This window comes from Nocardioides sp. NPDC054178 (assembly GCF_055585005.1).
Map to the genome: position 1 here is coordinate 878,439 of NZ_JBVJKY010000002.1, position 25,335 is coordinate 903,773.

Annotated in this window: 25 protein-coding genes; 4 read left to right on the forward strand and 21 right to left on the reverse strand. The window is 71.7% G+C overall.

Annotation, left to right across the window (positions count from 1 at the left end):
- Positions 1-12 precede the first annotated feature (12 nt).
- The 3 genes from ACZ6WN_RS10935 to ACZ6WN_RS10945 are packed head-to-tail and all read right to left on the reverse strand — an operon-like array spanning position 13 to position 3,670.
- Positions 13-912: a 3-hydroxyacyl-CoA dehydrogenase NAD-binding domain-containing protein gene (locus tag ACZ6WN_RS10935; RefSeq protein ID WP_465864659.1), complete on the reverse strand. Its 900-nt coding sequence runs from the start codon at positions 910-912 to the stop codon at positions 13-15.
- Positions 909-2,888 carry an acetoacetate--CoA ligase gene (locus ACZ6WN_RS10940; RefSeq protein WP_465864660.1) on the reverse strand — a complete coding sequence of 660 codons (1,980 nt, stop codon included), beginning with the start codon at positions 2,886-2,888 and terminating at the stop codon, positions 909-911. The genes ACZ6WN_RS10935 and ACZ6WN_RS10940 overlap by 4 nt, the downstream gene beginning before the upstream one ends.
- The gene (locus ACZ6WN_RS10945; RefSeq protein WP_465864661.1) at positions 2,885-3,670 is read right to left on the reverse strand and encodes a crotonase/enoyl-CoA hydratase family protein; all 786 of its coding nucleotides are present in this window, start codon (positions 3,668-3,670) and stop codon (positions 2,885-2,887) included. Before ACZ6WN_RS10945 ends, ACZ6WN_RS10940 begins: the two co-directional genes overlap by 4 nt.
- Before the next feature lie 84 nt (positions 3,671-3,754).
- Here ACZ6WN_RS10945 and ACZ6WN_RS10950 point away from each other — a divergent pair, with 84 nt between their 5' ends.
- Positions 3,755-4,174, forward strand: a complete 420-nt coding sequence (locus ACZ6WN_RS10950; protein WP_465864662.1) for a MarR family winged helix-turn-helix transcriptional regulator — start codon at positions 3,755-3,757, stop codon at positions 4,172-4,174.
- A gap of 198 nt (positions 4,175-4,372) precedes the next feature.
- Here ACZ6WN_RS10950 and aztD read toward each other — a convergent pair whose 3' ends face one another.
- The 4 genes from aztD to aztB are packed head-to-tail and all read right to left on the reverse strand — an operon-like array spanning position 4,373 to position 8,541.
- Complete coding sequence (gene aztD / locus ACZ6WN_RS10955) at positions 4,373-5,554, reverse strand: zinc metallochaperone AztD (protein ID WP_465864663.1); 1,182 nt, start codon at positions 5,552-5,554, stop codon at positions 4,373-4,375.
- Positions 5,555-5,564: 10 nt separating this feature from the next.
- A complete protein-coding gene (gene aztC, locus ACZ6WN_RS10960; protein WP_465864664.1) occupies positions 5,565-6,488 on the reverse strand; it encodes a zinc ABC transporter substrate-binding protein AztC in 924 nt (307 codons plus the stop codon).
- Positions 6,485-7,693 carry an ABC transporter gene (locus tag ACZ6WN_RS10965; RefSeq protein ID WP_465864665.1) on the reverse strand — a complete coding sequence of 403 codons (1,209 nt, stop codon included), beginning with the start codon at positions 7,691-7,693 and terminating at the stop codon, positions 6,485-6,487. Before ACZ6WN_RS10965 ends, aztC begins: the two co-directional genes overlap by 4 nt.
- The gene (aztB, locus tag ACZ6WN_RS10970; protein WP_465864666.1) at positions 7,654-8,541 is read right to left on the reverse strand and encodes a zinc ABC transporter permease AztB; all 888 of its coding nucleotides are present in this window, start codon (positions 8,539-8,541) and stop codon (positions 7,654-7,656) included. Before aztB ends, ACZ6WN_RS10965 begins: the two co-directional genes overlap by 40 nt.
- A gap of 55 nt (positions 8,542-8,596) precedes the next feature.
- Between aztB and aztA the strand changes: the two genes are divergently transcribed.
- On the forward strand, positions 8,597-9,241 hold the full coding sequence (gene aztA, locus ACZ6WN_RS10975) for a zinc ABC transporter ATP-binding protein AztA (RefSeq protein WP_465864667.1): 645 nt from the start codon (positions 8,597-8,599) through the stop codon (positions 9,239-9,241).
- A 972-nt stretch (positions 9,242-10,213) separates the two neighbouring features.
- The gene (locus ACZ6WN_RS10980) at positions 10,214-10,678 is read left to right on the forward strand and encodes an Lrp/AsnC family transcriptional regulator (RefSeq protein WP_465864668.1); all 465 of its coding nucleotides are present in this window, start codon (positions 10,214-10,216) and stop codon (positions 10,676-10,678) included.
- A 9-nt stretch (positions 10,679-10,687) separates the two neighbouring features.
- Here the strand turns inward: ACZ6WN_RS10980 and ACZ6WN_RS10985 are convergent, their stop codons facing one another.
- Positions 10,688-11,128 (reverse strand): hypothetical protein, encoded by a 441-nt coding sequence (locus ACZ6WN_RS10985; protein WP_465864669.1) that lies wholly within the window; start codon positions 11,126-11,128, stop codon positions 10,688-10,690.
- 139 nt (positions 11,129-11,267) lie between these two features.
- Between ACZ6WN_RS10985 and ACZ6WN_RS10990 the strand changes: the two genes are divergently transcribed.
- Positions 11,268-11,909, forward strand: coding sequence for a TetR/AcrR family transcriptional regulator (locus tag ACZ6WN_RS10990; RefSeq protein WP_465864670.1), 642 nt, complete (start codon positions 11,268-11,270; stop codon positions 11,907-11,909).
- Here ACZ6WN_RS10990 and ACZ6WN_RS10995 read toward each other — a convergent pair whose 3' ends face one another.
- From ACZ6WN_RS10995 to ACZ6WN_RS11055, 13 genes are read right to left on the reverse strand one after another with little or no spacing between them, the layout of a single operon-like run.
- Positions 11,910-12,686, reverse strand: a complete 777-nt coding sequence (locus ACZ6WN_RS10995; protein WP_465864671.1) for an SDR family NAD(P)-dependent oxidoreductase — start codon at positions 12,684-12,686, stop codon at positions 11,910-11,912.
- A gap of 25 nt (positions 12,687-12,711) precedes the next feature.
- Entirely contained in the window at positions 12,712-13,449 is a 738-nt protein-coding gene (locus ACZ6WN_RS11000) for an enoyl-CoA hydratase/isomerase family protein (protein ID WP_465864672.1), read from the reverse strand.
- Positions 13,446-14,600, reverse strand: coding sequence for an acyl-CoA dehydrogenase family protein (locus ACZ6WN_RS11005; protein WP_465864673.1), 1,155 nt, complete (start codon positions 14,598-14,600; stop codon positions 13,446-13,448). Before ACZ6WN_RS11005 ends, ACZ6WN_RS11000 begins: the two co-directional genes overlap by 4 nt.
- Positions 14,597-15,394: an SDR family NAD(P)-dependent oxidoreductase gene (locus tag ACZ6WN_RS11010; RefSeq protein WP_465864674.1), complete on the reverse strand. Its 798-nt coding sequence runs from the start codon at positions 15,392-15,394 to the stop codon at positions 14,597-14,599. Before ACZ6WN_RS11010 ends, ACZ6WN_RS11005 begins: the two co-directional genes overlap by 4 nt.
- Positions 15,391-16,602 (reverse strand): thiolase family protein, encoded by a 1,212-nt coding sequence (locus ACZ6WN_RS11015; RefSeq protein WP_465864675.1) that lies wholly within the window; start codon positions 16,600-16,602, stop codon positions 15,391-15,393. The genes ACZ6WN_RS11010 and ACZ6WN_RS11015 overlap by 4 nt, the downstream gene beginning before the upstream one ends.
- Before the next feature lie 32 nt (positions 16,603-16,634).
- A complete protein-coding gene (locus ACZ6WN_RS11020) occupies positions 16,635-17,834 on the reverse strand; it encodes an alpha/beta hydrolase family protein (protein WP_465864676.1) in 1,200 nt (399 codons plus the stop codon).
- The gene (locus tag ACZ6WN_RS11025; RefSeq protein ID WP_465864677.1) at positions 17,831-18,943 is read right to left on the reverse strand and encodes a homogentisate 1,2-dioxygenase; all 1,113 of its coding nucleotides are present in this window, start codon (positions 18,941-18,943) and stop codon (positions 17,831-17,833) included. The genes ACZ6WN_RS11020 and ACZ6WN_RS11025 overlap by 4 nt, the downstream gene beginning before the upstream one ends.
- A 4-nt stretch (positions 18,944-18,947) precedes the next feature.
- A complete protein-coding gene (locus ACZ6WN_RS11030) occupies positions 18,948-19,343 on the reverse strand; it encodes a nuclear transport factor 2 family protein (protein ID WP_465864678.1) in 396 nt (131 codons plus the stop codon).
- Positions 19,340-20,443 (reverse strand): SMP-30/gluconolactonase/LRE family protein, encoded by a 1,104-nt coding sequence (locus tag ACZ6WN_RS11035; protein WP_465864679.1) that lies wholly within the window; start codon positions 20,441-20,443, stop codon positions 19,340-19,342. The genes ACZ6WN_RS11030 and ACZ6WN_RS11035 overlap by 4 nt, the downstream gene beginning before the upstream one ends.
- Positions 20,440-21,987: an acyl-CoA synthetase gene (locus tag ACZ6WN_RS11040; RefSeq protein ID WP_465864680.1), complete on the reverse strand. Its 1,548-nt coding sequence runs from the start codon at positions 21,985-21,987 to the stop codon at positions 20,440-20,442. The genes ACZ6WN_RS11035 and ACZ6WN_RS11040 overlap by 4 nt, the downstream gene beginning before the upstream one ends.
- A gap of 15 nt (positions 21,988-22,002) precedes the next feature.
- Complete coding sequence (locus tag ACZ6WN_RS11045) at positions 22,003-22,923, reverse strand: hydroxymethylglutaryl-CoA lyase (RefSeq protein ID WP_465864681.1); 921 nt, start codon at positions 22,921-22,923, stop codon at positions 22,003-22,005.
- Entirely contained in the window at positions 22,920-24,110 is a 1,191-nt protein-coding gene (locus tag ACZ6WN_RS11050) for an acyl-CoA dehydrogenase family protein (protein WP_465864682.1), read from the reverse strand. Before ACZ6WN_RS11050 ends, ACZ6WN_RS11045 begins: the two co-directional genes overlap by 4 nt.
- Positions 24,110-25,324, reverse strand: a complete 1,215-nt coding sequence (locus tag ACZ6WN_RS11055; protein ID WP_465864683.1) for a CaiB/BaiF CoA transferase family protein — start codon at positions 25,322-25,324, stop codon at positions 24,110-24,112. The genes ACZ6WN_RS11050 and ACZ6WN_RS11055 overlap by 1 nt, the downstream gene beginning before the upstream one ends.
- Positions 25,325-25,335: the final 11 nt, after the last annotated feature.

Genomic DNA, 25,335 nt, shown 5'->3' on the forward strand with positions numbered 1-25,335 from the left:
GGGCTCGGCGTCTCAGCCGAGCCCGAGGTCGGTCTTGATCTCCAGCAGTCGCCGCAGCGCCTGGTCGCGGCGCGCGACCAGGTCCTCGGCGGAGGTCCCGTCGAGCTCCTCGTCGACCCCGTCGACCAGCTTCTCGATCAGCCCGGCGGTGAGCTCGGGGTGGCCCAGGTCGTCCCACCAGTCGACCATGGGCGGGCCGAGGTGCTCGAGCACATGACCCAGCCCGCCGGGACCGCCGGAGAGGTGCTGGGTCGCGAAGGGTCCGAGGAGCGACCAGCGCAGCCCCGGACCGTCGGCGATCGCCGTGTCGATGTCGGCGACCGAGACGATGCCCTGGTCGACGAGGTGGTAGGCCTCGCGCCACAGCGCCGCCTGGAGCCGGTTGGCCACGTGCCCGGGGACCTCGCGGCGGATGTGGATGGGACGTTTGCCCAGGTGGCGCAGGGTCTCCAGGGCGGCCTGGGTGGCCTCCGGCGACGTCGCTCGCCCGCCGACGACCTCGACCAGCGGCACCAGGTGCGGCGGGTTGAACGGGTGGGCCACCAGCACCCGCTCGGGGTGGTGCGTGCAGGCGTCCTGGAACGAGCTGGGCATCAGGCCCGAGGAGCTGCTGGTCAGCAGCACCTCGGGTGGCGCGGCCGCATCGAGCGTCGCGAAGATCTCGCGCTTGACCTCCAGCCGCTCCGGTCCGCTCTCGAGCACCAGGTCGGCGTCCGCGCCGACCTCGGCAAGATCGCCCGCGAACCGCAGCCCACCCTCCGGGACCTGCGCCCGCAGCCGCTCCTCCGCGCCCTCGGCCGGGTCCCAGGCGACCACGTCGAGCCCGTGCTCGAGCCCGAGCACCACCCAGCTGACCCCGATCGCGCCGGTGCCGACGACCCCGAGCGTACGAACGTTCTCACCGCTCCTCATGCGGTCCTCCTGCTCAGCGCGCCCGAGGCCGCCAGCGCGACGAACGGGTCGAGGGAGGCAGGGTTCGCGAGGGCGTCGCGGCTGGCCACGTCCTCAGGACGTACGCCCTGCAGGATGCGCTTGGCGGGCAGCTCGAGCTTCTTGCCGGTGAGGTTGCGCGGCACCGCGGGCACCTCGATCACCTGGTCGGGGATGTGCCGCGGGGAGAGCGCCGAGCGCAGCGCGCGGACCAGTCGGGTCCGGAGCAGGTCGTCGAGACGGGTTCCCTCCTCGGTGACCACGAAGAGCAGCAGCTCGCCGTTGCCGCCGTCGGGGTCCTCGAGATGGACGACCAGCGAGTCGGCGACACCGTCCACCTCCTCGGCGACGCGGTAGAACTCGGCGGTGCCGAGGCGTACGCCGCCGCGGTTGAGGGTCGCGTCGGAACGGCCGGCGACGTGGCAGCTGCCGTTGTCGTGGAAGAGGATCCAGTCGCCGTGGCGCCAGACGCCGGGATAGTGGTCGAAGTAGGCCTCTCGGTAACGAGAACCCTCGGAGTCGCCCCAGAAGCCGACCGGCATCGAGGGCATCGGCGAGGTGATGACCAGCTCGCCGAGCTCGCCGGTGACGGGGCGGCCGGACTCGTCGTAGGCGTGGGCGTCGACGCCGAGGCAGCGGCCCGAGATCTCCCCGGCATGGACCGGGAGCAGCGGGTTGTTCTGCACGATGCCGGAGCAGACGTCGGTGCCGCCGCTGCCGACGTTGATCTGGGCGCCGGGAAGCTGGTCGGCGAGCCAGGCGTAGCCCTCCGGCGGCAGCGGCGCCCCGGCCGAGCCGAGGACGCGAACCCGCAGGTCACCGAGGTCCTTCAGCTCGACTCCCGCCTTGCGGCAGGCCATCACGAAGCCGGGGCTGGCGCCCATGACCGTCGCCCCCGTCGAGGCCGCGAGCCGCCACTGCCAGGTCAGGTCGGGGTGCATCGGGTTGCCGTCGACCATGACGATCGATGAGCGCACCAGGAGCGAGGAGACCAGGGCGTTCCACATCATCCAGGCGGTCGTGGAGAACCAGAGCATCCGGTCCTGCGGCCCCATGTCCCACGACAGCGCGTGGTTCTTGAGGTGCTCCAGCAGGATGCCGCCGTGGCCGTGGACGATCGCCTTCGGCCGCCCGGTCGTGCCGGAGGAGAAGAGGACCACCAGCGGGTGGTCGAAGGGCACCGGCTCGAACGCGAGGTCGGCCCCGTCCTCGGCGCCGAGCAGCGAGGTCCAGGAGAGCGTTTCATCGACCCGGTGTTCCCCATACTCCACATCGATCACCTGCCGCACCGACGGCAGCTCGGCCCGGATCTCGGTGACCTGGGAGCGTCGGTCGACGTCCTTGGCGCCGTAGCGATAGCCGCCTGCGACCAGCAGCACCACCGGCTCGATCTGGGCGAAGCGGTCGATCACGCTGCGTGGGCCGAACTCGCTGGCACACGATGCCCAGGTCGCGCCGAGGCTGGCGGTGGCGAGGTAGGCGACCAGGGCCTCGGGGATGTTGGGGAGGTAGCCGGCGACGCGGTCGCCGCGGCGTACGCCCAGCCTGGCCAGCGCCGCCCGCGCCCGGGCCACCTGGTCGCGCAGGTCGCCGAAGGTCAGCTCGACGTCGGCACGGGTCTGCGAGCGGCCGAGCACGGCGATCCGGTCGCGATCCTCGTCGGTGCCGAGCGTGTGCTCGGCATAGTTGAGGGTGGCACCCGGGAACCAGCGCGCGCCGGGCATCTCGCGGGAGGCCAGGACGCTGTCGTACGGAGCGTGCGCCCGCACGCCGAAGAAGTCCCACACCGCCGACCAGAAGCCGTCGAGGTCGGTCACCGACCAGCGCCACAGCTCCTCGTGAGTCGTCATCTCCACACCGCGCTCGCGCGCGAGCCAGGCCAGGAACTCGCCGACGCGGGAGGTCTCGAGGACGTCCGCGGGCGGGGACCAGACGACGTCGCCCTGCCTGATGCTCACTGGTCCGTCACCTTCCCGGCGCGGCCGGCGAGGAAGTCCCGCATCCGGCCCTTGGCGTCGTCGGTCCCCTGCGCGATCGCGGCCATCAGCGACTCCATCAGGAAGCCGTCTCGGGGGTTGGCCTCGGCGATGCGCGGCAGCGCCTGCACGACGGCGAAGTTGGTCTGCGGCGCGTTCCGGGCGATCCGGCCGGCCAGCTCCAGGGCGGTCTTTCGGCCCAGGCCGTCGGCCACGGCGTACTGGCTCAGGCCCAGGCCCAGCCCCTCCTGCGCGTCGTAGCGACGTCCGGTCAGCATCATGTCGGCCATCCGGGCGACCCCGATGAGCCGCGGGACGCGCACCGAGGCGCCGCCGCCGACGAAGAGCCCGCGCTGTCCCTCGGGCAGCGCGTAGAAGGTGGACTCCTCCGCGACCCGGACGTGCGCGGCGGCGGCGAGCTCCAGCCCGCCCCCGACCACGGCACCCTTCAGCGCCGCCACGACCGGGACCGGCCCGAACTCGATCTTCTCGAAGACGCGGTGCCACATCCGCGAGTGGCTGACGCCGGCGAGGGTGTCACGCTCGGTCATCTCGGAAAGGTCGAGCCCGGCGCAGAAGTGGTCGCCGTCCGCGTCGATGACGACGGCGCGTACGTCCGGCTCGAGGGCATCGAAGAACCGCTCGATCCCGAGCACCGCCTCGTCGCTGAGCGCGTTCCGCTTCGCGGGCCGGGCGAGCGTCAGCACCGCGATGTCGTCGATGCGCTCCGCCCGCAGGGCATCGGGCAGGGGGGTTCCGAGCATGATGAACTCCTCATGATTGACAGGAATCCTGATAATCTCAGAAGTAGGCTCCTCCCGCAAGCGCGGCGATGCTTGAATGACCGCATGACCGACGCACCCCTGCTGCTCTACGTCGTCAAGCAGCTCGAGCTCGCGACCCGAGCCCGCCTCGACGCCGTCCTGAAGGAATCAGGGGTCACCGCCCTGCAGTACACCGCCCTCTCGGTGCTCGAGCGCCGCCCCACGATGAGCGCGGCCGACCTGGCCCGCGCCTCGTTCGTACGCGCCCAGTCCGCCGCCGACCTCATCGGCGCCCTCGAGCGCCGCGGCCTCATCGAGCGCCGCACCGACCCCGACAACCGGCGCCGCATGCTGATCAGCCTCACCACCGAGGGCCGCGCCTTCCTCGACACCTACGACCCGCGCGTCGAGGAGCTCGAGGAGCAGATGCTGGCCGACCTCGGACCCGAGGACCGCGAGGCGTTCCGTACGTTCCTCGACACCGCCCGCCGCGCCCTCTCCTGACCCGCCCACCCGGCGCAACTGTCCCAGCACAACCCGCCGACCCGGCACAACTGCCCTGGCACAACGAGCCGAGTCGGCGCATCTGTCCCGCCCCTTTCGGGGCTCGAGGCAGTTGCGCCGACTCGGCGCTCAGATCTGGGACAGATGCGCCGACTCGACGTTCTGGTGTGGGACAGACGCGCCGAGTCGGCGGGGACTTCAGCTCACGGCGATCTCGTTCGGCTGCTCGTCGAGCTCGACCGAGGCGGTGACCTCGCCCGACGTCAGGTCGACGGCGTGGACCGTGTTGGCGGCCGGCTCGGTGACGTAGGCGAGGTCACCGTTCACCTTGATCGCCGGGTGCGGGTCCTGCCACTCCGCCGGGCCCTCCCAGGGCTTCACGACCGGGTACTCGTCGGTGATCTTGCCGGTCGCCGGGTCCAGGACGTGGATCGAGCCGTCGGTGGCGAGGATGTAGGCCAGGTCCTCCGGGCCACGCGCGACGTCGCGGAAGGTGTACTCGACGCCGTCGGGGAGCGCGACCGGCTTCAGGGTGCTCTTCTCGGTGTCGATGAGCGTGACCGTGTCGAGCAGGTAGCCCTCGGCGTCGGGGTCGGTGTTGTAGTCGCCGACGATGATCGGGCTGGTCTCGGAGACGTACGCGTTGCCCATCCGGCCGAACTCGTCGGGCGCCTGGAGCTTCTCGAACGCACCGTCGCGGTAGAGCAGGGCGCCGTCCTCGCAGCCGAAGACGACGGCCTCGTCGGCGGCGGTGCCCTCGCCGTGGATGCCGGGGCAGGCGTCGTTGGCGGCGATCTGCTCGAAACCGTCGCCCGTCGGCTCGAGGGCGATCGCGCCCGAGCGGCTCTCCTCGGTGCCCACCGTGGTCAGCAGGGTGCCGTCCTCGAGCACGATCGAGACGCCGTGGTGGGCCTCGGGAGCGGTCCAGGTCGTGGTCTCCGGGAGCTTGCCGGCATCACCCAACGCGGCCGTGTCGAAGATGGTCGTCTCGCCGCTGCCGTCGGCGTAGAGGACCGTCTTGTCGCCGTGGTGGACGACGTGGCCACCGGTGTCGGCCGGGAAGACGAGGTCGGTCAGCTCGGGCGTCTGCGTGTCGAGCACCTGGAAGCCCTTGCTGGTGGTGACCGCGAGGTTGCGGCCGTCGCCGATCGGGTTGAGGCGTACGAACTCCTCGGTCTCGAACTCCTCGACGACCTCGAGTGACTCGGCGTCGAGGAGGGCGATCCCGTTGGCGTAGGAGATCGCGAGGCGGCTGCCCTTCTCGGCTGCGGAGGTCGTCGACTCCTCGCCTTCGGCGGTGGAGCCGCACGCCGAGAGCGCCAGCGATACGCCGGCCACCACCGTGACGGCTCGGAGGGCACGGTTCTGTGGGGTGTGCATGGTGTGCCTTTCAATCGGTGGGCCCTGGTGAGAGCCCGTTGGTGATGCGCTCGGTGTTGGCGCGCATCATGGTGAGATAGGTGTCGGCGCCCTGGCCCTTCTCGGTCAGGGACTCCGTGAACAGCTCGCTGACCTCGACGTCGACGCCCGCCTCGTCGGCGAGCACCTGGATGAGGCGGTCCGGCTGGGAGGACTCGGCGAAGATCGTCGGTACGCCGGCCCGCTCGATCGCCTCGGTCAGGTCGCGCAGGTCCGCGGCGCTGGGCGCGGCCAGCGTCGTCCCGCCCGGGATGACCGCCCCGACGACCCGGAAGCCGAACCGGTCGGCCAGGTAGCCGAACACGTGGTGGTTGGTGACCAGGCTGCGCCGCTGCTCCGGGAGGCTCGCGAAGGACTCGGTCATCTCCCGGTCGAGGTCGTCGAGCTCGGTCCGGTACGCGTCGGCCGCTCGGTCCACGACCTGCTCGTCGATGCCGTCGATGTCCTCGGCCGCCGTTTCGAGGCCGTCGACGACGTCACGCATCCGCGCCGGGTCGGTCCAGAAGTGCGGGTCCGGGGTGCCGGCGGACTCCCCGTCGGCGTAGTCGAGGACGGCGATGTGCTCGCCGGCGACGTACGTCTCGACGCCGGCCTCGGCCGCCTGGTCGAGGTGGCGCTGGAGGCCCTCCTCGAGGCCGAGCCCGTTGGAGACGATCAGGTCGGCATCGCGCATCATCGCGGCTTCGCGGGCCGAGATCTCGAAGGAGTGCGGGTCCGCGTTCGGCCGCATCAGCGTGGTCACCTGGGCGGCGTCACCGACCGTGGCGGCGACGACGTCGCCGAGGATGTTGGTGGTCACCACGATGTGGGGGCGATCGTCGCCGCCGGCTGCTCCGGCGCAGCCGGTGAGCGACATCGCGAGGGCCGCGACGGTGGCCCCGAGCAGGCGCCTCATCGGCCGGTCTCCGCGAAGAACTCCGGCACGGTAGGCGTCTCGAGCGTCCGCGCGATCCGGGCCTCGTCGGCGTACGCGATCTCGTGGACGACCCCCTTCGCCGGATCGTTGAGGTAGGCGCGGTCCTGGTCCAGCTGGATCTCCGCGGACTCGCTCGTGCCCAGCGGGTCGGTCACCGCGAGCTGCTTGCCGTCCTCGGCCGCGAACACCCGGACACGTCCGGTGGTGTCGAGGGCGAGGACGTGCCCCTCCTCGTCGTCGACGGCGACCACCTGACGCAGCGAGGTGCCGGCGTCGAGGTGGGTCCAGCTCCGCTCGCGGGTGTCGAGGAGCCAGATCCCGCTCTTCCCGGAGAGCGCCGCGACCGTCGGGCGGTTCTTGCGCCCGTCGAACCGGGTCGCACGGGGTGCATCGCTCGGGTAGGGGATCCGTTCGTACCCGATCCGGCCGTCGGTCTCGGTGGCGAGCACCGCGCCGTCGGCACAGCCGACGACCACGCCGACCTTGGTCGTGATGGTTCCGCTCGCTCGAGCACAGGGGGTCTGCTCCCCGGCCGCGTTGCCGTCGGCGTCGTGATAGCGGATCCCGGTGATCGCGCCGCCGTCGGCGACCGTCACCAGGGCACCGTCGCCGATCGGGGCGACGATGCCGTCGCGCGACCCGGCGTCGATGCGGAACAGCTCGCGCACCTCGCCGTCGGCGAGGGCCCCGTTGTCGAGGAGGACCGCCTCGCCGCTGCCCGCGAAGAAGACTCCGGTCGAGCCGGCCGTCGACAGCGGCCCGGTGGCGACCCTCGCCGGGCCCTCCCCGCGGAGGTCGCCGAGCAGCCTCGGCTCGCCCCGGTAGTAGTGGAAGTGGTCGCCGTGGTCCCAGGTCCACATCCCGCTGTCGACGATCTCCACGCCGTCCGCGGTGGTCGCGAACAGGTAGCGGCCGTCGGTCTCGACCGAGCTGGGGGCACCGATCTCTCCGACCTCCGCCGAGCTCCCCTGGAGGAGGTCGAGCTGGGCGACCGCGCCGTCGGCGTCGATCGTGGTCAGGTGCAGCTGTGGCTCGGCGACCTCCTGGGCGCCCTCGACGGCGCCGTGGTCCTTGCCCGGGCCCGGGTCGGCGCCGGCGTCGGCGCCGGCGTCGGCGCCGCCACATCCGGTGGTGGCAGCCAGCGTCAGCCCGGTGACGATGCCGGCGATTGTCCTGCGGTGCATGAGGTCCTTTCGGAGGTGGGGGACGGACGTCGAAGCAGACCGAGGGCGCTGCGGAGCAGCCCCGAGGTGACGGCGGTGAGGATGGCCGCGCAGGCGATCGACGCCCCGGCTGCGGTGCCCGCGTACCAGGACGCGGTCAGGCCGATGAGGACCGCGGCGGCACCGATCACGGCGGCGCAGGCCATGGTGGTCGGGATCCGCGTGGTCCACTGCCCGGCGGCCACCGCCGGCGCGAGGAGCAGCGCGATCACGAGCAGCGAGCCGACCGCCTGGTAGGACGCGACGACGGCGAGGGTCACCAGACCGACGAGCAGCACCTGCGCCAGCTGCGGGTGCAGGCCCAACGTACGGGCGATCCGGGGGTCGAAGGCCGAGGCGACGAACGCCCGGTGGAAGCCCACGGCGACGGCCAGGGTGACCGCCAGAGCGACCGCGAGCAGGGTGATGTCGTCGGACCCGAGGGCGAGCACGTCGCCGAACAGCATCGCCGTCGCGTCCGTGGCGAAGCTGCGCGAGTGGGAGATGATGATGACGCCGAGCGAGAGCATCGCCACGAACAGCAGCCCGATGCTGGTGTCGTAGGTCAGCCGGCCACGGCGCTGGAGCGCTCCGATCGTCGCGCTCATGACGATCGCGCTCACCGCGCCACCGAGCATGACGGGGCCGCCGAGGACCGTCGCGAGGGCGACGCCGGGGAGCATCCCGTGCCCGATCGCCTCGCCGAGGAACGCCATCCCGCGGATCACGACCCAGGTGCCGACGACCCCGCAGATGGCCGCCACCAGCACCCCGCCGGCCAGGGCCTGCAGCATGAAGTCGGTCCGGAAGGGCTCGATGATCGATGGCACGGGGCGGGACTCTAGCGCTTAATGAGAATGGTTACCAATTGCTATAGTGAGGCGCGTGCTCCCCCTCGACCAGACCGAACCACCCTCCCTCTCCGCCCGCGACCTCTGCTTCGGCTACGACAGCCAGGACGTGATCCACCAGGTCAGTGCCGCTTTCCGGGCCGGGACGGTCACCGCCGTCGCCGGGCCGAACGGGTCGGGAAAGTCGACCTTCGTCGAGCTGCTCGCCGGGGTGCGGAGCCCGCGGCGCGGCGCGGTCACCCGCCACGGGCGCCTCGCCCTGGTCGTGCAGCGACCCTCGACCCCGGACGCCCTGCCGGTGACCGTCCATGACGTCGTCGCGATCGGAACCTGGGGCCGCCGGACCGGGTGGGCCCGGCGGGCCGACCGGCGGAACGCGATCGCGGAGGCGATCGACCGGGTCGGCATGACCGGCCTCGAGCAACGTACGTTCGGCGAGCTCTCCGGCGGGCAGCGCCAGCGCGCGCTACTGGCTCAGGGCATCGTCCAGCGCGCGGCGATCCTGCTCCTGGACGAGCCCGCCGCGGGGCTGGACGCCGCCAGCCGGCAGCGCACCCGCGAGATCCTCGCCGAGGAAGCCGCCCGCGGCGCCACGGTCGCCTGCGTCACCCACGACGAGGAGAGCATCACCGCCGCCGACCACGTCCTCCGGTTCGAGGCCGGTCGCATCCTCGGCTGAGCCGGTCGCGGCCCTGTTGAACGTGGCCACGCCGGCCACGATGAGCGCGAGCGCGACAGCGAGGCCGAGGCCGATCGGCTCGCCGAAGACCGGGACCGCGACGACGGCGGTCAGCACCGGGCTCACCGCGCCCCCGACCGAGGCCGGCCCACCGCCGAGGGCCTTGACGGCGAAGGCGTAGCAGAGCGTCGACATCAGGCCGGTCCCGACGCCCTGGAGCGTGGTGAGGAGCACCACGTCGCCGAGCTCGGCGGTGCCCGCGAGCAGGTGCGACGGCATCGCACCGGACGCCGCCAGGACGAGCGCGGCCACGCTCGAGACGGCGCAGACGGCCAGCACCATCTGCAGGAGCGTCAGGCTCGTCCGCTGCAGGCCCGTCGTGAACACCGCCCAGGCGAACCCTCCGACGAGGAGCAGGCCCACCCCGCCCAAAGACGCCCCGCTGCCGACCAGGAGCCCGCTCACCCCGACACCCGCCGTGATCAGCCCCAGCGCGACCACGCGCCGCGGCGGAATCAGGGCCCGGCCACGGGCCAGGGCGAGCAGCGTGACGAAGAGCGGCACGGTGCCCGGAACCAGCATCCCGGTGAGCGCGGCGCTGGTCAGCCGGGCCCCGAACGCGAACACGAGGAAGTGCGGGAGCCCGCCCACGAGCAGCAGCGCGAGGACGTCGGGCCGCTCGCGGCGTACGGCCCTGATCGTGCTCGGCAGCAGCGGGGCCAGCAGGACCACCGGCGTCGCGAACCGGAGGAACGCCGCATCGGCGACGGTCAGGCTCGACCCGCCGATGCCGCGTGTGCTCAGCGCGAAGGAGGACCACAGCACCACCGTCGCCCCCAGCGCGGACCATCCCGCCGCCCGATTCCCGCCACCCCGTCGTGTCCCCATGGCGCGCCACGATAGGCAAAACCGGGGCGCAGATGATTGCCGGATCTGCCATGTCCACGCCGATGAGTGGCAGAATCTGCCACCATGCGCACGATCGACGAGACCGACAAGCAGATCCTCTGGGAGCTGCAGCAGAACGGCCGCCTGACCAACCAGGAGCTGGCCGACCGCGTCGGCCTCTCCCCCTCGCCGTGCCTGCGCCGCGTCCGCGCCCTGGAGGAGGCCGGCGTGATCAGCGGCTACCGCGCCGTCGTCGACCCGCACGCCGTCGGCATGAACATCACCGCGTTCGTGCGCATCAAGATGGCCACCCACACGACCGACGCGGTCGAGACCGTCGAGAAGCACCTTCGCGACATCCCCGAGGTCACCGAGGCGTACGTCCTCGCCGGCGACCACGACTACCTGCTGAAGGTCGTCACTCCCTCGTTCGAGACGTACGAGAAGTTCCTGCGCGACAACCTCCGGACGATGCCGGCGCTCGCCTCGATCGAGACCACCTTCGCCTTCGGCAACACCAAGGAGAGCTCCCCGCTCCCCCTCGGCTGACCTCTGGCCTCAGAAACCGGCCTGCCGGCTGACCGGGGTGTCGTCGTAGAAGCGCTCGAACGCACGGGCGGCGGCATCGATCTGGGCGGCGATGCCACGCAGACCACCGCGCCCGACCGCTCGCCTGGTCTCGCTCTCGAACAGCGCCCGGTCGTAGGCGGTGAGCATCCCGACCAGCCGTCGCCGGCTCTCGTGCCCGACGACCTGGTTCGGCTGCAGGGGCCCGACGAAGACCTCGACCACGTCGTCCACCCAGTCCAGCTCGAGCTCGACGAGATAGGGCGAGAGGGCCAGCCGGACCACGGTGCCGCCCATCCGGTCCACCTGCGTGTAGGTGGTCGGCGCGAAGCGGGCCGCCACGGCCTCGGCGACGGCCTGGGATCGGCGCTTCAGGACCTCGTTCCCGAACGTCTCATCGACTCCCGACGTTCGGTACCCAAAGCTCGACATCGCGCCTCCACCCACCATGACCGGTGGTCACATGACCACCGGTCATAGACTAGGGGCGCCGCCGCGGCACGGTCAAGGAACACGGCGGCAGCACGCTACGATGCGAGCGTCCAGCCATGAGAGAGGACGGGTGGCGCCCTTGCCTACGCCGACCTGGGAGCGTCTCCCGGAGGCCAAACGCGATGCCGTGCGCCGGGCGGCCGAGGAGGAGTTCGGGGTCCGGGGCTACAACGCCGCCAGCCTCAACACGATCTGCCGCGAGGCCGGGATCTCCAAGGGCAGCCTGTTCCAGTACTTCCCCGACAAGTCCGACCTCTTCGTCCATCTGATCGCCCGGGCCAGCCATGACATCCGCGCGGCGATGGAGGTGGCGAGCGCCGACTTCCCGTGGATGACCGACTACCTCGGCTCGGTCAAGATGCTCATGGACGCGTGGATCGACTACTTCTACGATCACCCGCGCCACCGGCAGATGCTGGTCTCGGCCAACCTCGAGCACAACCCGAAGGCGCTCGCGGCCGTCCGTGAGGCGGTCTACGTCGACTACCTCGAGGTCATCGGCGGCATGATCGACCTCGGCCTCGCGATCGGCGCCCTGCGCGAGGACACCGACCGCGACGCCCTCGTCGCCGCCATCATCATGCTGCTTCCGCACATCGCCCTCGGCCCTCACGTACGCGGCCTGGACCCGCTCCTCGGGCTCGCCGGCTCCGACCGCACCCACGCCATGTCGGTCGGCCGCCGGCTGATCCAGGTGCTGATGGGCCAGTACGTCACCTGATCAGCGCGGAGGCAGCCGGATCGCGCCGTCGAGCCGGATGACCTCGCCGTTGAGGTACGGGTTGTGGATCAGCTCCCAGGCGAGCGAGGCGAACTCCTCGGGGAGCCCGAGCCGGCGCGGGAAGACGACGCCCTCGGCCAGCTTGGCCTTGAACGCCGCCGGGTCCGGGACCGTCTCGTAGATGGGGGTCTCGATCAGGCCGGGGGCGATCGTGTTGACCCGAACCCCGACGGCGGCCAGGTCCCGCGCCAGCGGCAGGGTCAGCCCGACCACGCCACCCTTGGAGGCGCTGTACGCCACCTGGCCGATCTGACCGTCGAACGCGGCGACCGAGGTGGTGTTGACGATGACGCCCTTGGCCCCGTCCGCGTCGGGCTCGTTGCGCGACATCGCCGTGGCCGCGAGCCGCACCACGTTGAAGGTGCCGATCAGGTTGACCTCGACGACCTTGCGGAAGGCGCCGAGATCGTGGGCGGACTCGTACTTCCCGTCCTTGCCGACGGTGCGGGAGAGGCTGGGGATCCCGGCACAGTTGACCGCCACCCGCAGCGGACCGTGCACCAGCGCGGCTTCGACGGCGTCGATCACCTGGTCGGCGTCGGCGACATCGGCTCGACGGAAGACACCGCCGATCTCGGCGGCGACCCGCTCCCCGCGGTCGGCGTCGAGATCGAGCACCGTCACCGCCAGCCCTTCGGTGGCGAGCTTGCGCGCCACGGCCTCGCCGAGGCCGGAGCCACCGCCGGTCACGATCGCCGAGCTGTTGGTCAGTTCCACGTTCACTCCTACTTGTTCGTTGGTCCTACTGGGTGAAGGCCCGGATCGCGCCGTCCGCCTCGGGCGAGGCGATGACCGCGACCTGGTTGGTGATCTCCGCCTCGAGCGCCTCGGCCAGCGTCTGCTGCCAGGCGTCCTCGAGCAGACGCTTCGTGCCGGCCAGCGCCACCGGAGAGGCGCTCGCCAGACGTACGGCCAGGGCGGCCGTCGCCTCGTCGAGCTCCGCGGTCGGGACGACCCGGTTGATCAGGCCCCAGGCCTGCGCCTCGGCGGCAGCCACCTCGTCGCCGAGGAGGGCGAGCTCGAGGGCTCGGCGGTGCCCGACCAGCCGGGGGAGCAGCCAGCTGGCACCGCTGTCGAGCGAGAGCCCGCGCCGGATGAAGAGCTGCAGGAACCGGCTGCGGTCGGAGGCGAGGACGAAGTCGCAGGCCAGGGCCAGGTTGGCGCCCGCGCCGGCGGCGACGCCGTCGACCGACGCGACCGTGGGGACCTCGAGCTCGCGCAGGGCGAGGATGCAGGCGTTCGACATCCGCATCCGCTCGGGGAGCAGCTCGGGACGGCCGAGCAGGCCACCGACGTCGGACCCGGCACAGAACGCCCCGCCGGCGCCGGTGAGCACCACGACCCGCACCTCTCCCCCACGAGCGGTGTCGAGCAGGTCGCGCAGGGCCGACCACATCGGGTCGGTCATCGCGTTGAGCTTGTCGGGACGGTCGAGGGTGATGGTCAGGACGCCGTCGGTCAGGTCGTGGCGCACGCTCACGACGCGGCCCCCAGGGTGCGTCCGATGATCTCCTTCATGATCTCGGTGGTGCCGCCGTAGATCGTCTGGATCCGGGTGTCGAGGTAGGCCCGGGCGATCGGGTACTCGCGCATGAACCCGTAGCCGCCGTGCAGCTGCAGGCACTGGTCGACGACCCGTTTCTGCAGCTCGGTGGCCCACCACTTGCCCTTCGCGGCGTCGACGCCGTCGATCTCACCGCGCAGGTGGCGCTCGACCAGGTCGTCGACGTACACCTGGGTGACGTCGACGGCCGTGCTGAGCTCGGCGAGCACGAACTTGGTGTTCTGGAACCCGGTCAGCGGCTGCCCGAACGCCTCGCGCTCACGGCAGTAGTCGAGGGTCCAGTCGAGGGCGACGCGTGCCGCCGCGACGCCCGAGACCGCCAGCGAGAGCCGCTCCTGGGCGAGGTTGGCCATCAGCGTGCCGAACCCGGACCCGGGAGCGCCCAGCAGGTTGGCGGCCGGAACGCGGGCGTCGCTGAACGACAGCTCGGCGGTGTCCTGGCTGCGCAGGCCGATCTTGTCGAGGTGGCGGCCACGCTCGAAGCCGGGCGTGCCGTCCTCGACCGCGAGGAGGCTCAGGCCTCGGTGCGGCTCGGTGGGGTCGGTGCGGACGACGGTCAGCACGAGGTCGCTGTTGAGGCCGTTGGTGATGAACGTCTTGGCCCCGTTGACGACGTAGTCGTCGCCGTCACGGACCGCCGAGGTCCGGACCGCGGCCAGGTCCGAGCCCGCGCCGGGCTCGGTCATCGCGATCGCACCCATGGTCTCGCCGGAGACGAACCCCGGCAGCCAGCGGCGCTTCTGCTCCTCGTCGGCAGCACCGAGCAGGTAGGGCAGCACGACATCGTTGTGGAGCGTGATGCACATGCCGGAGCCGATCACGTTGGCGCGCTGCAGCTCCTCGATGATCACGACGTGGAAGCGGAAGTCGTCGGCACCGAGACCGCCGTACGCCTCCGGCACCGCCATCCCCAGGAACCCCTGGTCACCGGCGGCGCGGAACATCCCCTTGTCGACCCGGCCGGCCTCCTCCCAGCGGTCGTGGTGCGGCACGATCTCGGCACGCACGAACGCCCGGAAGCTCTGCCGGAAGTCGTCGTGGGTCTCGTCGAACAATCGGCGGCTCATCGCGCGGTCCACCCGCCGTCGACAGCCAGCACCTGGCCGGTGACGTAGCTGCTGCCCGGACCGGCCAGGAGCAGGAGTACGCCGTCGAGCTCGTCGCCGCGCCCGGTGCGGCCCATCGGGGTGTTGCGCCGCAGCCACCGCCCCGCGGAGGCGTCGGCGAACATGTCCTCGGTCAGCTCGCTGGGGAAGAAGCCCGGCGCGATCGCGTTGACGCGGACCCCGTCCCGGGCCCACTCGCAGGCGAGGTGGCGGGTGAGGGTCACCACCCCGCCTTTCGCCGCGCCGTACGCCGACTGGGTGACCGGTGCGGAACCGACCAGGCCGAGCACGGACGCGATGTTGATGATCGAGCCGCCGCCGCGGACGCGCATCGAGGCGTACGCCTCCACGCTGAGCGCGAACAGCGCCGTCAGGTCGATCTCGAGCGTGCGCCGGAAGGAGTCGAGGGGTTGCTCGGTGGCGGGCAGGGCCTCGGCCCAGCCGGCGTTGTTGACCAGCACGTCGACTCCGCCGAGCTCCTCGGCGCGGGCGACCAGCGCCGCCCGGTCGGCCTCGTCGGTGACGTCGCAGCGGAACGGGACCACCCGCTCCTGCTCGACGGCGAGCTTCTCGAGGAGGTCCAGCCGGCGGGCGGCCGCGACGACGGTCGCACCCCGGGCGGCGAGGACCTCGGCGAAGCGCCGGCCCAGGCCGCTGGACGCTCCGGTGACGACGGCGACCTGGCCGGTGAGGTCGGCGAGGTCCGCCGACGGCGCCCGCAGCTCCCCGGTCGTCTCTTCGGTCGTCGCGGTCACGAGACCCGCTCGATGATGGTCGCGTTGGCCATGCCGCCGCCCTCGCACATCGTCTGCAGGCCGTAGCGGCCACCCGAACGCTCGAGCTCGTGCAGCAGGGTGACCATCAGCCGGGCGCCGGAGGCACCGAGCGGGTGGCCCAGGGAGATGCCGCCGCCGTTGACGTTGACCCGCTCCGGATCGGCGCCGGTCTCCCGCTGCCAGGCCAGGACGACCGGGGCGAAGGCCTCGTTGCACTCGAACAGGTCGATGTCGTCGACGGTGAGCCCGGCCCGCTTCAGGACGGCCTGGGTCGCCGGGATCGGCGCGGTGAGCATCTGCACGGGGTCGTCGCCGACCACCGACATGTGCCGGACCACGGCGCGCGGGCGCAGGCCCAGCTCCTCGGCCCGCTCCCGGCTCATCAGCAGCACGGCCGCGGCACCGTCGACGATCTGCGACGCGTTGCCGGCGGTGACCCGGCCGTCGGGGATGAACGACGGCTTCAGGCCGGCCAGGGACTCGGCCGAGGTGGCGTCGCGGATCGGCTCGTCGACCGCGACGCTGCCGTCCTCGACGGTGACCGCGCCGGTCTCCTTGTCGCGACGCTTCACCCGGACAGCGGCGATCTCCCGCTCGAAACGACCCTCGTCACGAGCCGCGGCGGCGCGACGGTGGCTGCGCAGGGCGTACGCGTCGAGCTCCTCACGGGTCAGGCCCCACCGCTCGACGATCATCTCGACCGAGATCCCCTGGGGCACCAGCCCGGAGTACCCGAAGGCCGAGCGGTCGGCGTAGCGCTGTTGGGCGACGTCGCCGTAGACCTCGGTGATGTCGCCGCCAGGCGCGTTGGAGAACATCGGCACCGTCGACATGCACTCGATGCCACCGGCGACCACGACGTCGTTGACACCCGCCATGATCGACTGGGCGGCGAAGCTGATGGCCTGCTGCGAGGACCCGCACTGGCGGTCCATCGTGGTGGCGGGCACGCTGTCGGGCCAGCCCGCCGCGAGCACCGCGGTGCGGGCGACGTTGGTGCTCTGCGGCCCGACCTGGGTGACGCACCCGAACATCACGTCGTCGACGACGATCGGGTCGATGCCGGTGCGCTGCTGGAGCGCCTTGAGCGTCTCGGCGGCCAGCTCGGCCGGGTGCCAGCCCGACAGCGAGCCGAACCGCTTGCCGATCGGGGTGCGTACGGCCTCGACGATGACGGCCTCGGTCATGGGGTTTCTCCTTGTGTCTTCGGGTACGTCGGTCAGCGGGTCGCGAAGCCGCGCTCGGCCAGCCAGGCGGTGATGGTCGTGACCGCCTCGCCCAGCGGTCCGCGCTGGTCCTTGCCGCCGTAGTAGTGGGTGGCGCCTTGGACGACGTGCATCGTCTTGTCGGCGTGCCCGACCGCGTCGTAGAGCCGCTGGGTGTGGCTGGGCGTGCAGGCGTCGTCGGCACTGTTGCCGATCACGAGCGTGGGGATCTGCAGGTCGGCAGCGCACTCGACGCCGTCGCCGTGGGCGTCGTCATAGCTCCACTGCGAGAGCCAGCTGCGCAGGGTGGTGAACCGGGCGAGGCCGACGGGGCTGTTGTTCACGACCTCGGGGTCGCCGAGATAGCAGACCCCGGGCTTGCGGTCGTTGGGATCGACCGCCGGGTCGAGCCAGCGCGGGTCCGCCATCGTGCCGTGGACGACGAAGGCCCGCTCCTCACGCTCGCGCCCGGTCGCCCGCAGGTGCGCCAGCTGCGCCTTGACCCATGCGGTGATCCGCCGGTTGCGGGCGATCTGCGCCTCGCGGTAGCGGGCGAGGAACTCCTCGGTGTAGGGCGGCTGGTTGGGGTTGTCGGGGTTGTAGAGGTCGAGCTCGGGGTCGCGGATCTCCGGGTTGGTCTCGTCGAGGACGGAGGCGTCCAGCCACTCCGTCATGGTGCCGTGGCGGCTGACGTGGGCGGCGAGCAGCATCAGCGCGTCCGCGGGGATCAGGTCCAGCCGGGTCAGGTCGGGCCCGTCGCCCGAGGGGCTGGAGGTGACCGTCGGCTTCTGCGCCTGCTGCTGGTAGTAGAGCGAGAGCGAGCCGCCGCCGCTCCAGCCCGCCAGGACCACCTTGGTGTAGCCGAGCCGCTCCTTGGCGTCGCGGATCGCGGCGCCGAGGTCCTGGACGACCTTCTCCATCAGCAGCGCCGAGTCGACCCCGCGGTAGCGGCTGCCGCAGTAGATGACGTGGTGTCCGGCCTTGGCCAGCGCGTTCATCATCGGCAGGTAGGCGCCGCCCCCGATCGGGTGCATGAACATGATGACGGTGTCGGCCTCGACGCCGTGGGGACGCAGGTTGTAGCTCTCCAGCGCCACGATGTCTCCCTCGCCACCGTAGGTGTCGCGGTAGGCGGAGGTGTCCTCGAAGACGACCAGGTAGGGCACCCGGTCGTAGGTGTGGGTCGCGAAGTCGGTGCTGGTCGTGGTGCTCACAGGGCTACCTCCGGGTTGGGCTGGATGGCGGCCGCCAGCACCTCGGGGCTCGGCGTGAGCCGGCGCCGGGTGTCGACGGCGATGATCTTCCACTCGACGCGGTCGAACTCGTCGAACCGGCGCCGGGCGCGTTCGCGTGCCTTCTCGGGAGCGCCGTGGTGGACACCCTGCGGCGCGTGCGAGATCAGCCCCGGGGGCATCTTCTGACCGAAGACGTTGCCGCCGTGGTAGAAGGCGATCTCGTCGAAGTCGACGTTGCGGTGATACCAGGGGAACCGCTCCGTGCCGGGCCGCGTCTCCGCCCGGCGGGGCAGGAAGTGCATCACGTAGACGCCGGTGGCCTGCAGGAACAGGTGGACCGTCGGCGGCAGGTGCATGCTCTCCGAGCTGAGCACGTCGTGGTCCTCGATGTTGAAGGTGAAGGGGAAGTTGTCGCCCCGCCAGCCCTCCACGTCGCACGGGTCGTGCGGGTAGAAGAGGGAGGTGGTCTCGCCCGAGTGGTAGAGGCGGACCTCGTACTCCTCGCGGCTGTCGTCCTCGACGGGTTCCGGTTCCGGGACCGTGATCAGGGCCGGGTCGAACGGGAAGTGCCGGCCGAGCACACCGGCCTCGGGCACCCGGAGCTCCTCGGTGGCCTCGATGACCAGGCGACATCCCGGCTCGCCGCCGTCCGGCTCGATCCGGTAGGTCGTGGCCTTGGGGAGGTAGACGTAGTCGCCCGGCCGGTAGGCCAGCGGACCGAACTCGGTCACGAACCGGCCGGTGCCCTCGTGGACGAAGTGCAGCTCGTCGGAGTCGATGTTGCGGACGTAGAACGGGTGCGCCTCGGCCCGGCGGCTCAGCGAGATCCGGCAGTCCTGGTTGCTGAACATCAGCACCGGGGTGCCGGCGGGGTCGGTGAGGTCGGTCGGCTCGAGGCCGGTCGTCATCAGGTCGACGCCGCCGAGCCTGCCCTCCGCGCGGAAGTCGGTCGGGTCGTGGCGGTGGTAGAGATGAGCGGTACGCCCCACGAACCCGGCCCGGCCGAGCTCGTCGTCCTTGAGACCCTCCAGGTCGGCATGCATCCGCCGCGGCGTGGTCCCCTTGCGGAGCTGGATGAAGGACTCCATCGGTTCAGTTGCTCCCGTTCTTGTCGGTACTGGTCTCGGTGAGCCGCGCGTTGAGCGGCGCGGGGTCGACGTACTCCTCGATGCGCACGACGTGGTCGCCGGCGACGACGATGCGGAGCATGGCGGGCATGCGCAGCCCGGCAGCGCGGCCGGAGAGCTCGACGACGTGCTGCTGCACGACGCCGTCCGGCAGCAGCTCGCGGCGGACCTCGGTGTAGCGCATCGGGCCCGCGACGTGGTGGAGGTAGCCGAGCGTCCGCAGGCTCTCCTCGCGGGTCTGCGTCACGTCGTCGTAGTTGTGCCACACCCCCGCGTCGGGGCTGTAGATCTCGATGAGCGAGGTGGTGTCGCCCGCCTCGACGGCGGCGAAGAACCGGTCGACGACGGCCTCGACGCTCACCTGCCGCTCACCCGGTCGGCGAACGGCAGCCGGAGGCCGCGGCGCGGCCAGTCCAGCTTGAGCAGCTTGCCGGTGCTGGAGGCCGTGACGTACGCGGTGCGCTGGCCGGGGCCTCCCCAGCAGATGTTGGTGATCCCGGGGTCGCCGTCGGTGTCGATGTCGAGGAACTCGACCAGGTCGCCGTCGGGGCTGACCACCGAGATGCCGTGGGTGACGAGCGAGGCCACGCACACGTTGCCGGCCGCGTCGATGCCGAGGGAGTCGAAGTTGGTGTAGTCGGAGGCGGTGTAGAGGAAGTTGCCGTTGCCGGAGCCACCGAGCGACCGGCCGCCCTTGATCTGGCCGGGGCCGGTCACGTCCCACCACCAGACACGCGCCGTGTAGGTCTCCGAGACGTAGAGGCGGCTGCCGTCGGGCGAGAGGCCGATGCCGTTCGGTCCCTCCATGCCGCCGGCGATCTGGGTGATCGAGGAGCCGTCGGGCAGGGCGTAGTAGAGCCGGCCACGGTCGGCGGTGACGCCGTCGCTCTTGCCGTAGTCGGTGAAGTAGAGGCCGCCGTGCTCGTCGAAGACCAGGTCGTTGGGGCCGCGCAGCTGCTGGCCGTCGCACTCGGTGTAGATCGTCTCGACCGCGCCCGTCTCGAGGTCGACGGCCTGGATGCTGCCGCCGGCGTAGTCGGCGGGGATGCCGCCGGCGAAGACGTAGCCGCCGACGGGGAAGGCCAGCAGACCTCCGTTGTTGGCGATGTAGACGCGCCCGTCGGGGCCGATCGCGGCTCCGTTGGGGCCGCCGCCGACGTCGGCGACGACGGTCTTCGTCCCGTCCGGGCTGATCCGGGTGAGGGTGCCTGCGATGACCTCGACGACGAGGACGTCGCCGTTGGGGAGGGCGACCGGGCCCTCGGGGAACTGCAGTCCGGTCGCGACGACGGAGAACTTCATCTTCTTCCTGCGCTTTCGTGGGACGGGGTGGGCGTCGGCCGGGTGGGCGACGGCGGTGGTGCCGAGAGCGCCGAGGACCGCGGCGCCGGCGGCGCCGAGGAGCGATCGGCGGCGGGCGGTGAATCGGGAGGTCTCGCGCGGGGTCGGGCGGTTCGTCATCGCGCCGTCACCTCCGCACCGAGGGCGGTACGCAGGTCGTGCTTGCGGACCTTCCCGGTCGCCGTGCGCGGGAGCTCGTCGAGGAAGACGACCTGCTTGGGCCGCTTGTACGCGGCCAACCGGTCCCCGACCCGGGCGATGACCTCGTCGTCGGTGACCTCGGCCCCCGGGCGGCGGACGAGGACGGCGACGACCTGCTCACCCCAGACCGCGTGCGGGAGACCGATCACGGCGGCCTCGGCGACGTCGGGGTGCTCGTAGAGGACGTTCTCGACCTCGGCGGAGTAGACGTTCTCGCCGCCCGAGATGATCATGTCCTTGGCCCGGTCGACGATCGAGAGGAAGCCCTCCTCGTCGCGGCGGGCGAGGTCGCCGGTGTGGAACCAGTCGCCGGTGAAGGAGGCGGCGGTCGCCTCCGGGTCGCCGAGGTAGCCGACGGTCACCTGGTCGCCACGCACCCAGATCTCGCCGATCTCGCCGACCGGGCAGTCGTTGCCCTCGGCGTCGACGATGCGCAGGTCGACCAGCTGCATCGGCCTGCCGACGGCGTCGAGGAGGTGCTCCTCCCCCGCTGCCGCGCGCCGGTGGGCCTCACGGTCCAGGGTGAGGATGTTGCCGGCCAGCTCGGTCATCCCCATGCCGGCGTACACGATCGGCCCGAAGCGGTCGAGGGTGCGACGGAGCAGCTCGGCGGGGATCTTCGAGGCGCCGTAGCCCATCCACTCGAGGCTGGACAGGTCGTAGTCGTCGATGCGCGGGTGGGCCAGCAGGATCGCCATCATCGTCGGCGCGAAGCCGCCGCTGGTGATCCGGTGCTCCTGGACCACCTGCATCCACGCCTCGGGTTCCCAGCCGGGCATCATCAGCACGGTGCCGCCGTGGAAGAGGTTGACCGGGGTCAGGTAGCCCGCGACGTGGCACAGCGGCATCGCGTTGAGGAAGCGGGTCTCCGGGCCGGGCTCGTACTCCAGCACCGACTGCAGGATCGAGGTCACCAGGTTGCGGTGGCTGAGCTGGGCGCCCTTCGGGAAGCCCGTCGTGCCGCTGGTGTACATCACCCAGGCGACGTCGTCCTCCGACACCGCCCGCGTCGACGGCTCCGGTGAGGATGCGGCCAGCAGGTCCTCGTACGTCGGCAGGTCCTCGACCCGCTCACCGATGACGACCACGTGGCGCAGGTCCTTCAGCCCGGCGAGGTGCTCGTGGATCGCCGGCAGGTACTGCTCCTGGACCAGCAGCACGCTCGCCTCGGCGTTGTCGAGGATCCACGCCCACTCCTTCGGATGGAGCCGGGTGTTGAGGGTCGTCAGCGCGGCGCCCGCGGCCGGGACGCCGTAGTAGGCCTCGACGTACGGGATGCTGTTGTCGGAGAGGATCGCGACCCGGTCGCCGGGCTCGGCGAGATCGCCGATCGCGTTGGCCAGCCGGTGGGTCCGCTCGAGCAGCTCGGCGTAGGTGCGGGAGTCGCCACCGGTGGTCAGCAGCAGGGCGGTGCGATCTGGATGATCACGGGCCGTGCGCCTCAGCAGGTCGTGGATGAGCATCGTTGCCTCCTCGGATCAGGGTTGGTCAGATGGGACGGGGAACGGGCCGGCGGAGCCGACACCGGAGCGGACTCGGGTCCCGAGATGACCGCAGACCTCGGCGCCGGCGGCGGCGATGGCAGCGATGTCCAGGCCGGCGGTGAGACCGCTCCGCTCGAGCAGCCAGGCCAGGTCTTCGGTGGCGACGTTCCCGGCGGCGCCTGGGGCGAACGGGCAGCCGCCGAGGCCGGCCGCGCTCGAGTCGAGGGTGCGTACGCCCTCCGCGACCGCGGCGAGCGCGTTCGCGAGCCCGGTCTTGCGGGTGTCGTGGAAGTGCGCCCGCAGGGGAAGGTCGGTGAGGGCACGGACGGCGGCGAAGCGGTCGTGCACCTCGCTGGGTACGCCGGCGCCGATCGTGTCGGCGAGCGCGACCTCGGCCAGCGGGCCGACCCGCAGCACGTCGCGGACCACGGCGGCCACCTCCTCGGTGCTCACCTCGCCCTGGTAGGGGCACCCGAAGGCGACCGCGACCGTGACGGTGAGGGGCAACCGGGCTGCGTCCGCGACCGCCGCGACGCCCTCGAGCGCGCGGACCGCCTCGGCGACGGTCACGCCCTGGTTGCGTCCGCCGAAGACATCGGTGGCCGGGACGACGTAGTTGAGCTCGTCGACGCCGGCATCGACCGCGCGCTCGGTGCCGCGGCGGTTCAGCACCAGCCCGGCGTAGCTGACGCCCGGCACCCGGGTGATCCCGGCCAGCACGGCCTCGGCGTCAGCCATCTGCGGCACCCGGTCGGGGCGTACGAAGCTGGTGACCTCGACGCGCCGCGCACCGGCGGCAACCGTCTGCTCGACGAGGGCGATCTTGTGGCGCGTGTCGAGGGTGACGGCCTCGTTCTGCAGGCCGTCGCGCGGGCTGACCTCGACGATCTCGATCTTCTCGCTGGTCTTCGTCATGACAGGCCGAACTCCCAGTTCTCGCCACGGTCGTAGCGTCCGAGGATCCGTCGGGAGACGGTGTGGACGTGGACCTCGTCGGGGCCGTCGTAGATCCGGCCGAGACGGGCGTTGCGGTACATCCGGCTGATCGGGGTGTCGTCGGTCAGCCCGAGCGCGCCGTGCACCTGGAGCGCCCGGTCGACCACGTTGTGCAGCATCCGGGCGCCGACGACCTTGATGGCCCCGATCTCCTCGCGGGCCTGCTCGTCGCGGTCGATCTTCTCGGCGGCACGCAGGGTCAGCAGCCGGGTCGCCTGGATCTCGGCGAAGGACTCGAAGACGTGCTCCTGCATCAGCTGCTTGCGGGCCAGCGGCTCGCCGAACGCGACCCGGCCGTTGAGGCGCTCGCACATCAGGTCGAAGGCGCGCTGCGCCTGGCCGAGCCAGCGCATCACGTGGAAGATCCGCCCCGGGCCGAGCCGCTCCTGGGCGATCACGAACCCCGTGCCCCGCTCGCCCAGGAGGTTCCCGGCGGGGACCCGGACGTCGTCGTACGCCACCTCGTAGTGCCCCGCCTCCATCCCCAGCACCGGGGTCTCCCGCACGAGGCGGTAGCCGGGGGTGTCGGTCGGGACGATGATCATGCTGAAGGCCTGGTGAGGGGCGGCCTCCGGCTCGGTGCGGCACATGACGGTCGTGTAGGCGGCCTGGGCGGCGCCGGTGGTGAACCACTTGCGGCCGGAGACGACCCACTCGTCGCCGTCGAGCACGGCGGTGGTCTGCAGCTGGGTCGGGTCCGAGCTGGCGACCTCGGGCTCGGTCATCCCGAAGCTGGGGTTGATCTCGCCCCTGACCAGGGGAAGCAGGTAGGTCTCGCGCAGCGATGGGTCGGCGTGGCGGTCCAGCATGATCGAGTCCTGCAGGGTCAGGGTGCCGAGAGCGACCTGGCCGAACTCGCTGCGGCCCTGCACCTCGTTGACGAACACGTAGTCGAGGAACGGCATCCCGCCGCCACCGATCGAGGTGGGGTGGCCCAGCGCCCACAGGCCCTGGCTCTTCGCCTCCGCCTGGAGGCCGGCCATCAGGGCCGCGGCGTCGGGACCACCGGCGTAGAGCTGCGGCTCCACCGGCTCGACCCGCTCGGTGATGAACCGGCGGACCCGGTCGCGGACCGGTCGCACGTGGTCGGGAACCTCGAAGCTCATCAGCGCACCACTCCCGCGTCCGCCAGCTGCGACCACTCGGCGTCGTCGACGCCCGCCAGCTCGGCCAGCAGCTGCCGGCTGTGCTCGCCGATGCGCGGACCGGAGGCGCGTACGCCGCCCGGGGTGCGGGAGAACTTGGGGACCACCCCGGCCGCGGGCACCTCTCCCCCGGCCGCCGTCGAGAGCCGGAGGACCATGTCGCGGGCTCGGTAGTGCGGGTCGGCCAGCATGTCGGGAGCCGTGTAGACCCGGCCGGCGGGGACGCCGTGCTCCTCCAGCAGCGCGAGCAGTGCCTCGGCGTCGAGTCCTTCGGTCCAGGCGCCGATCAGGTCGTCGAGCTCGACCATGTTCGCGCCGCGCGCGGCGTGGGTGGCGTAGCGCTCGTCGGTCGCCAGCTCGACCCTGTCCATCGCCTTGCACAGCCGGCCGAACACGGTGTCGGCGTTGGCGGCGATGAGCACCTCGCTGCCGTCGCGGGTCGGATAGGCGTTGGACGGCGCGACCCCCGGAAGGACCGATCCGGTACGTCCTCGGGTGCGACCGCCGACCTCGTGGTCGGCCATCGTCGACTCCATCAGCGCCGCCACCGCCTCGTAGATGGCCACATCGACCTCCTGGCCACGGCCGCTGCGGGCCCGCTCGACCAGGGCGCCCATGGTGCCGATCACGGCGAACATCGCGGCCAGCGAGTCACCGAGGCTGATCCCGGCGCGCGAGGGCGCGCGGTCGGGCTCGCCCGTCGTGTGGCGGATGCCGCCCATCGCCTCGCCGATGCTGCCGAAACCCGCGTCGGCCGCGCGCGGGCCGGTCTGGCCGAAGCCGGAGACGTGGACCACGACCAGTCCGGGGTTGATCTCGGCCAGGCTCTCGTAGTCGAGGCCCCAGCGAGCAAGCGTGCCGGGCCGGAAGTTCTCCAGCACGACGTCGACCTCGGCAGCGATCCTGCGGACCAGGGCGCGACCCTCGTCGGTTCGCAGGTCGATCGCGACGGACGCCTTGTTCCGCGCCAGGCTCGGCCACCACAGGCTCTCACCCTCGTGCACGACGCCCCAGGTGCGCATCGGGTCGCCACTGACGGGCGACTCGACCTTCACCACCTCGGCGCCGTAGTCGCCGAGGAGCTGGCCGGCGAAAGGGCCGGCGATGAAGCTGCCGAGCTCGAGGACCCGGACCCCGGCCAGGGGCCCGACATCGTGGCGTTCGTCACTTGTCATGACGACGATTG

Excerpts from the sequence above, each read along its gene's own strand:
- ACZ6WN_RS11025 (WP_465864677.1), bottom strand. The coding sequence starts at position 18,943 with ATGGAGTCCTTCATCCAGCTCCGCAAGGGGACCACGCCGCGGCGGATG.
- ACZ6WN_RS11050 (WP_465864682.1), bottom strand. The coding sequence starts at position 24,110 with ATGAGCTTCGAGGTTCCCGACCACGTGCGACCGGTCCGCGACCGGGTC.
- ACZ6WN_RS10950 (WP_465864662.1), top strand. The coding sequence starts at position 3,755 with ATGACCGACGCACCCCTGCTGCTCTACGTCGTCAAGCAGCTCGAGCTC.
- ACZ6WN_RS11045 (WP_465864681.1), bottom strand. The coding sequence starts at position 22,923 with ATGACGAAGACCAGCGAGAAGATCGAGATCGTCGAGGTCAGCCCGCGC.
- ACZ6WN_RS11005 (WP_465864673.1), bottom strand. The coding sequence starts at position 14,600 with ATGAGCCGCCGATTGTTCGACGAGACCCACGACGACTTCCGGCAGAGC.
- ACZ6WN_RS11040 (WP_465864680.1), bottom strand. The coding sequence starts at position 21,987 with ATGCTCATCCACGACCTGCTGAGGCGCACGGCCCGTGATCATCCAGAT.
- ACZ6WN_RS10945 (WP_465864661.1), bottom strand. The coding sequence starts at position 3,670 with ATGCTCGGAACCCCCCTGCCCGATGCCCTGCGGGCGGAGCGCATCGAC.
- ACZ6WN_RS10965 (WP_465864665.1), bottom strand. The coding sequence starts at position 7,693 with ATGCACCGCAGGACAATCGCCGGCATCGTCACCGGGCTGACGCTGGCT.
- ACZ6WN_RS11015 (WP_465864675.1), bottom strand. The coding sequence starts at position 16,602 with ATGACCGAGGCCGTCATCGTCGAGGCCGTACGCACCCCGATCGGCAAG.
- ACZ6WN_RS11055 (WP_465864683.1), bottom strand. The coding sequence starts at position 25,324 with ATGACAAGTGACGAACGCCACGATGTCGGGCCCCTGGCCGGGGTCCGG.
- aztC (WP_465864664.1), bottom strand. The coding sequence starts at position 6,488 with ATGAGGCGCCTGCTCGGGGCCACCGTCGCGGCCCTCGCGATGTCGCTC.
- aztD (WP_465864663.1), bottom strand. The coding sequence starts at position 5,554 with ATGCACACCCCACAGAACCGTGCCCTCCGAGCCGTCACGGTGGTGGCC.
- ACZ6WN_RS10935 (WP_465864659.1), bottom strand. The coding sequence starts at position 912 with ATGAGGAGCGGTGAGAACGTTCGTACGCTCGGGGTCGTCGGCACCGGC.
- ACZ6WN_RS11035 (WP_465864679.1), bottom strand. The coding sequence starts at position 20,443 with ATGACGAACCGCCCGACCCCGCGCGAGACCTCCCGATTCACCGCCCGC.
- ACZ6WN_RS10980 (WP_465864668.1), top strand. The coding sequence starts at position 10,214 with ATGCGCACGATCGACGAGACCGACAAGCAGATCCTCTGGGAGCTGCAG.
- ACZ6WN_RS10985 (WP_465864669.1), bottom strand. The coding sequence starts at position 11,128 with ATGTCGAGCTTTGGGTACCGAACGTCGGGAGTCGATGAGACGTTCGGG.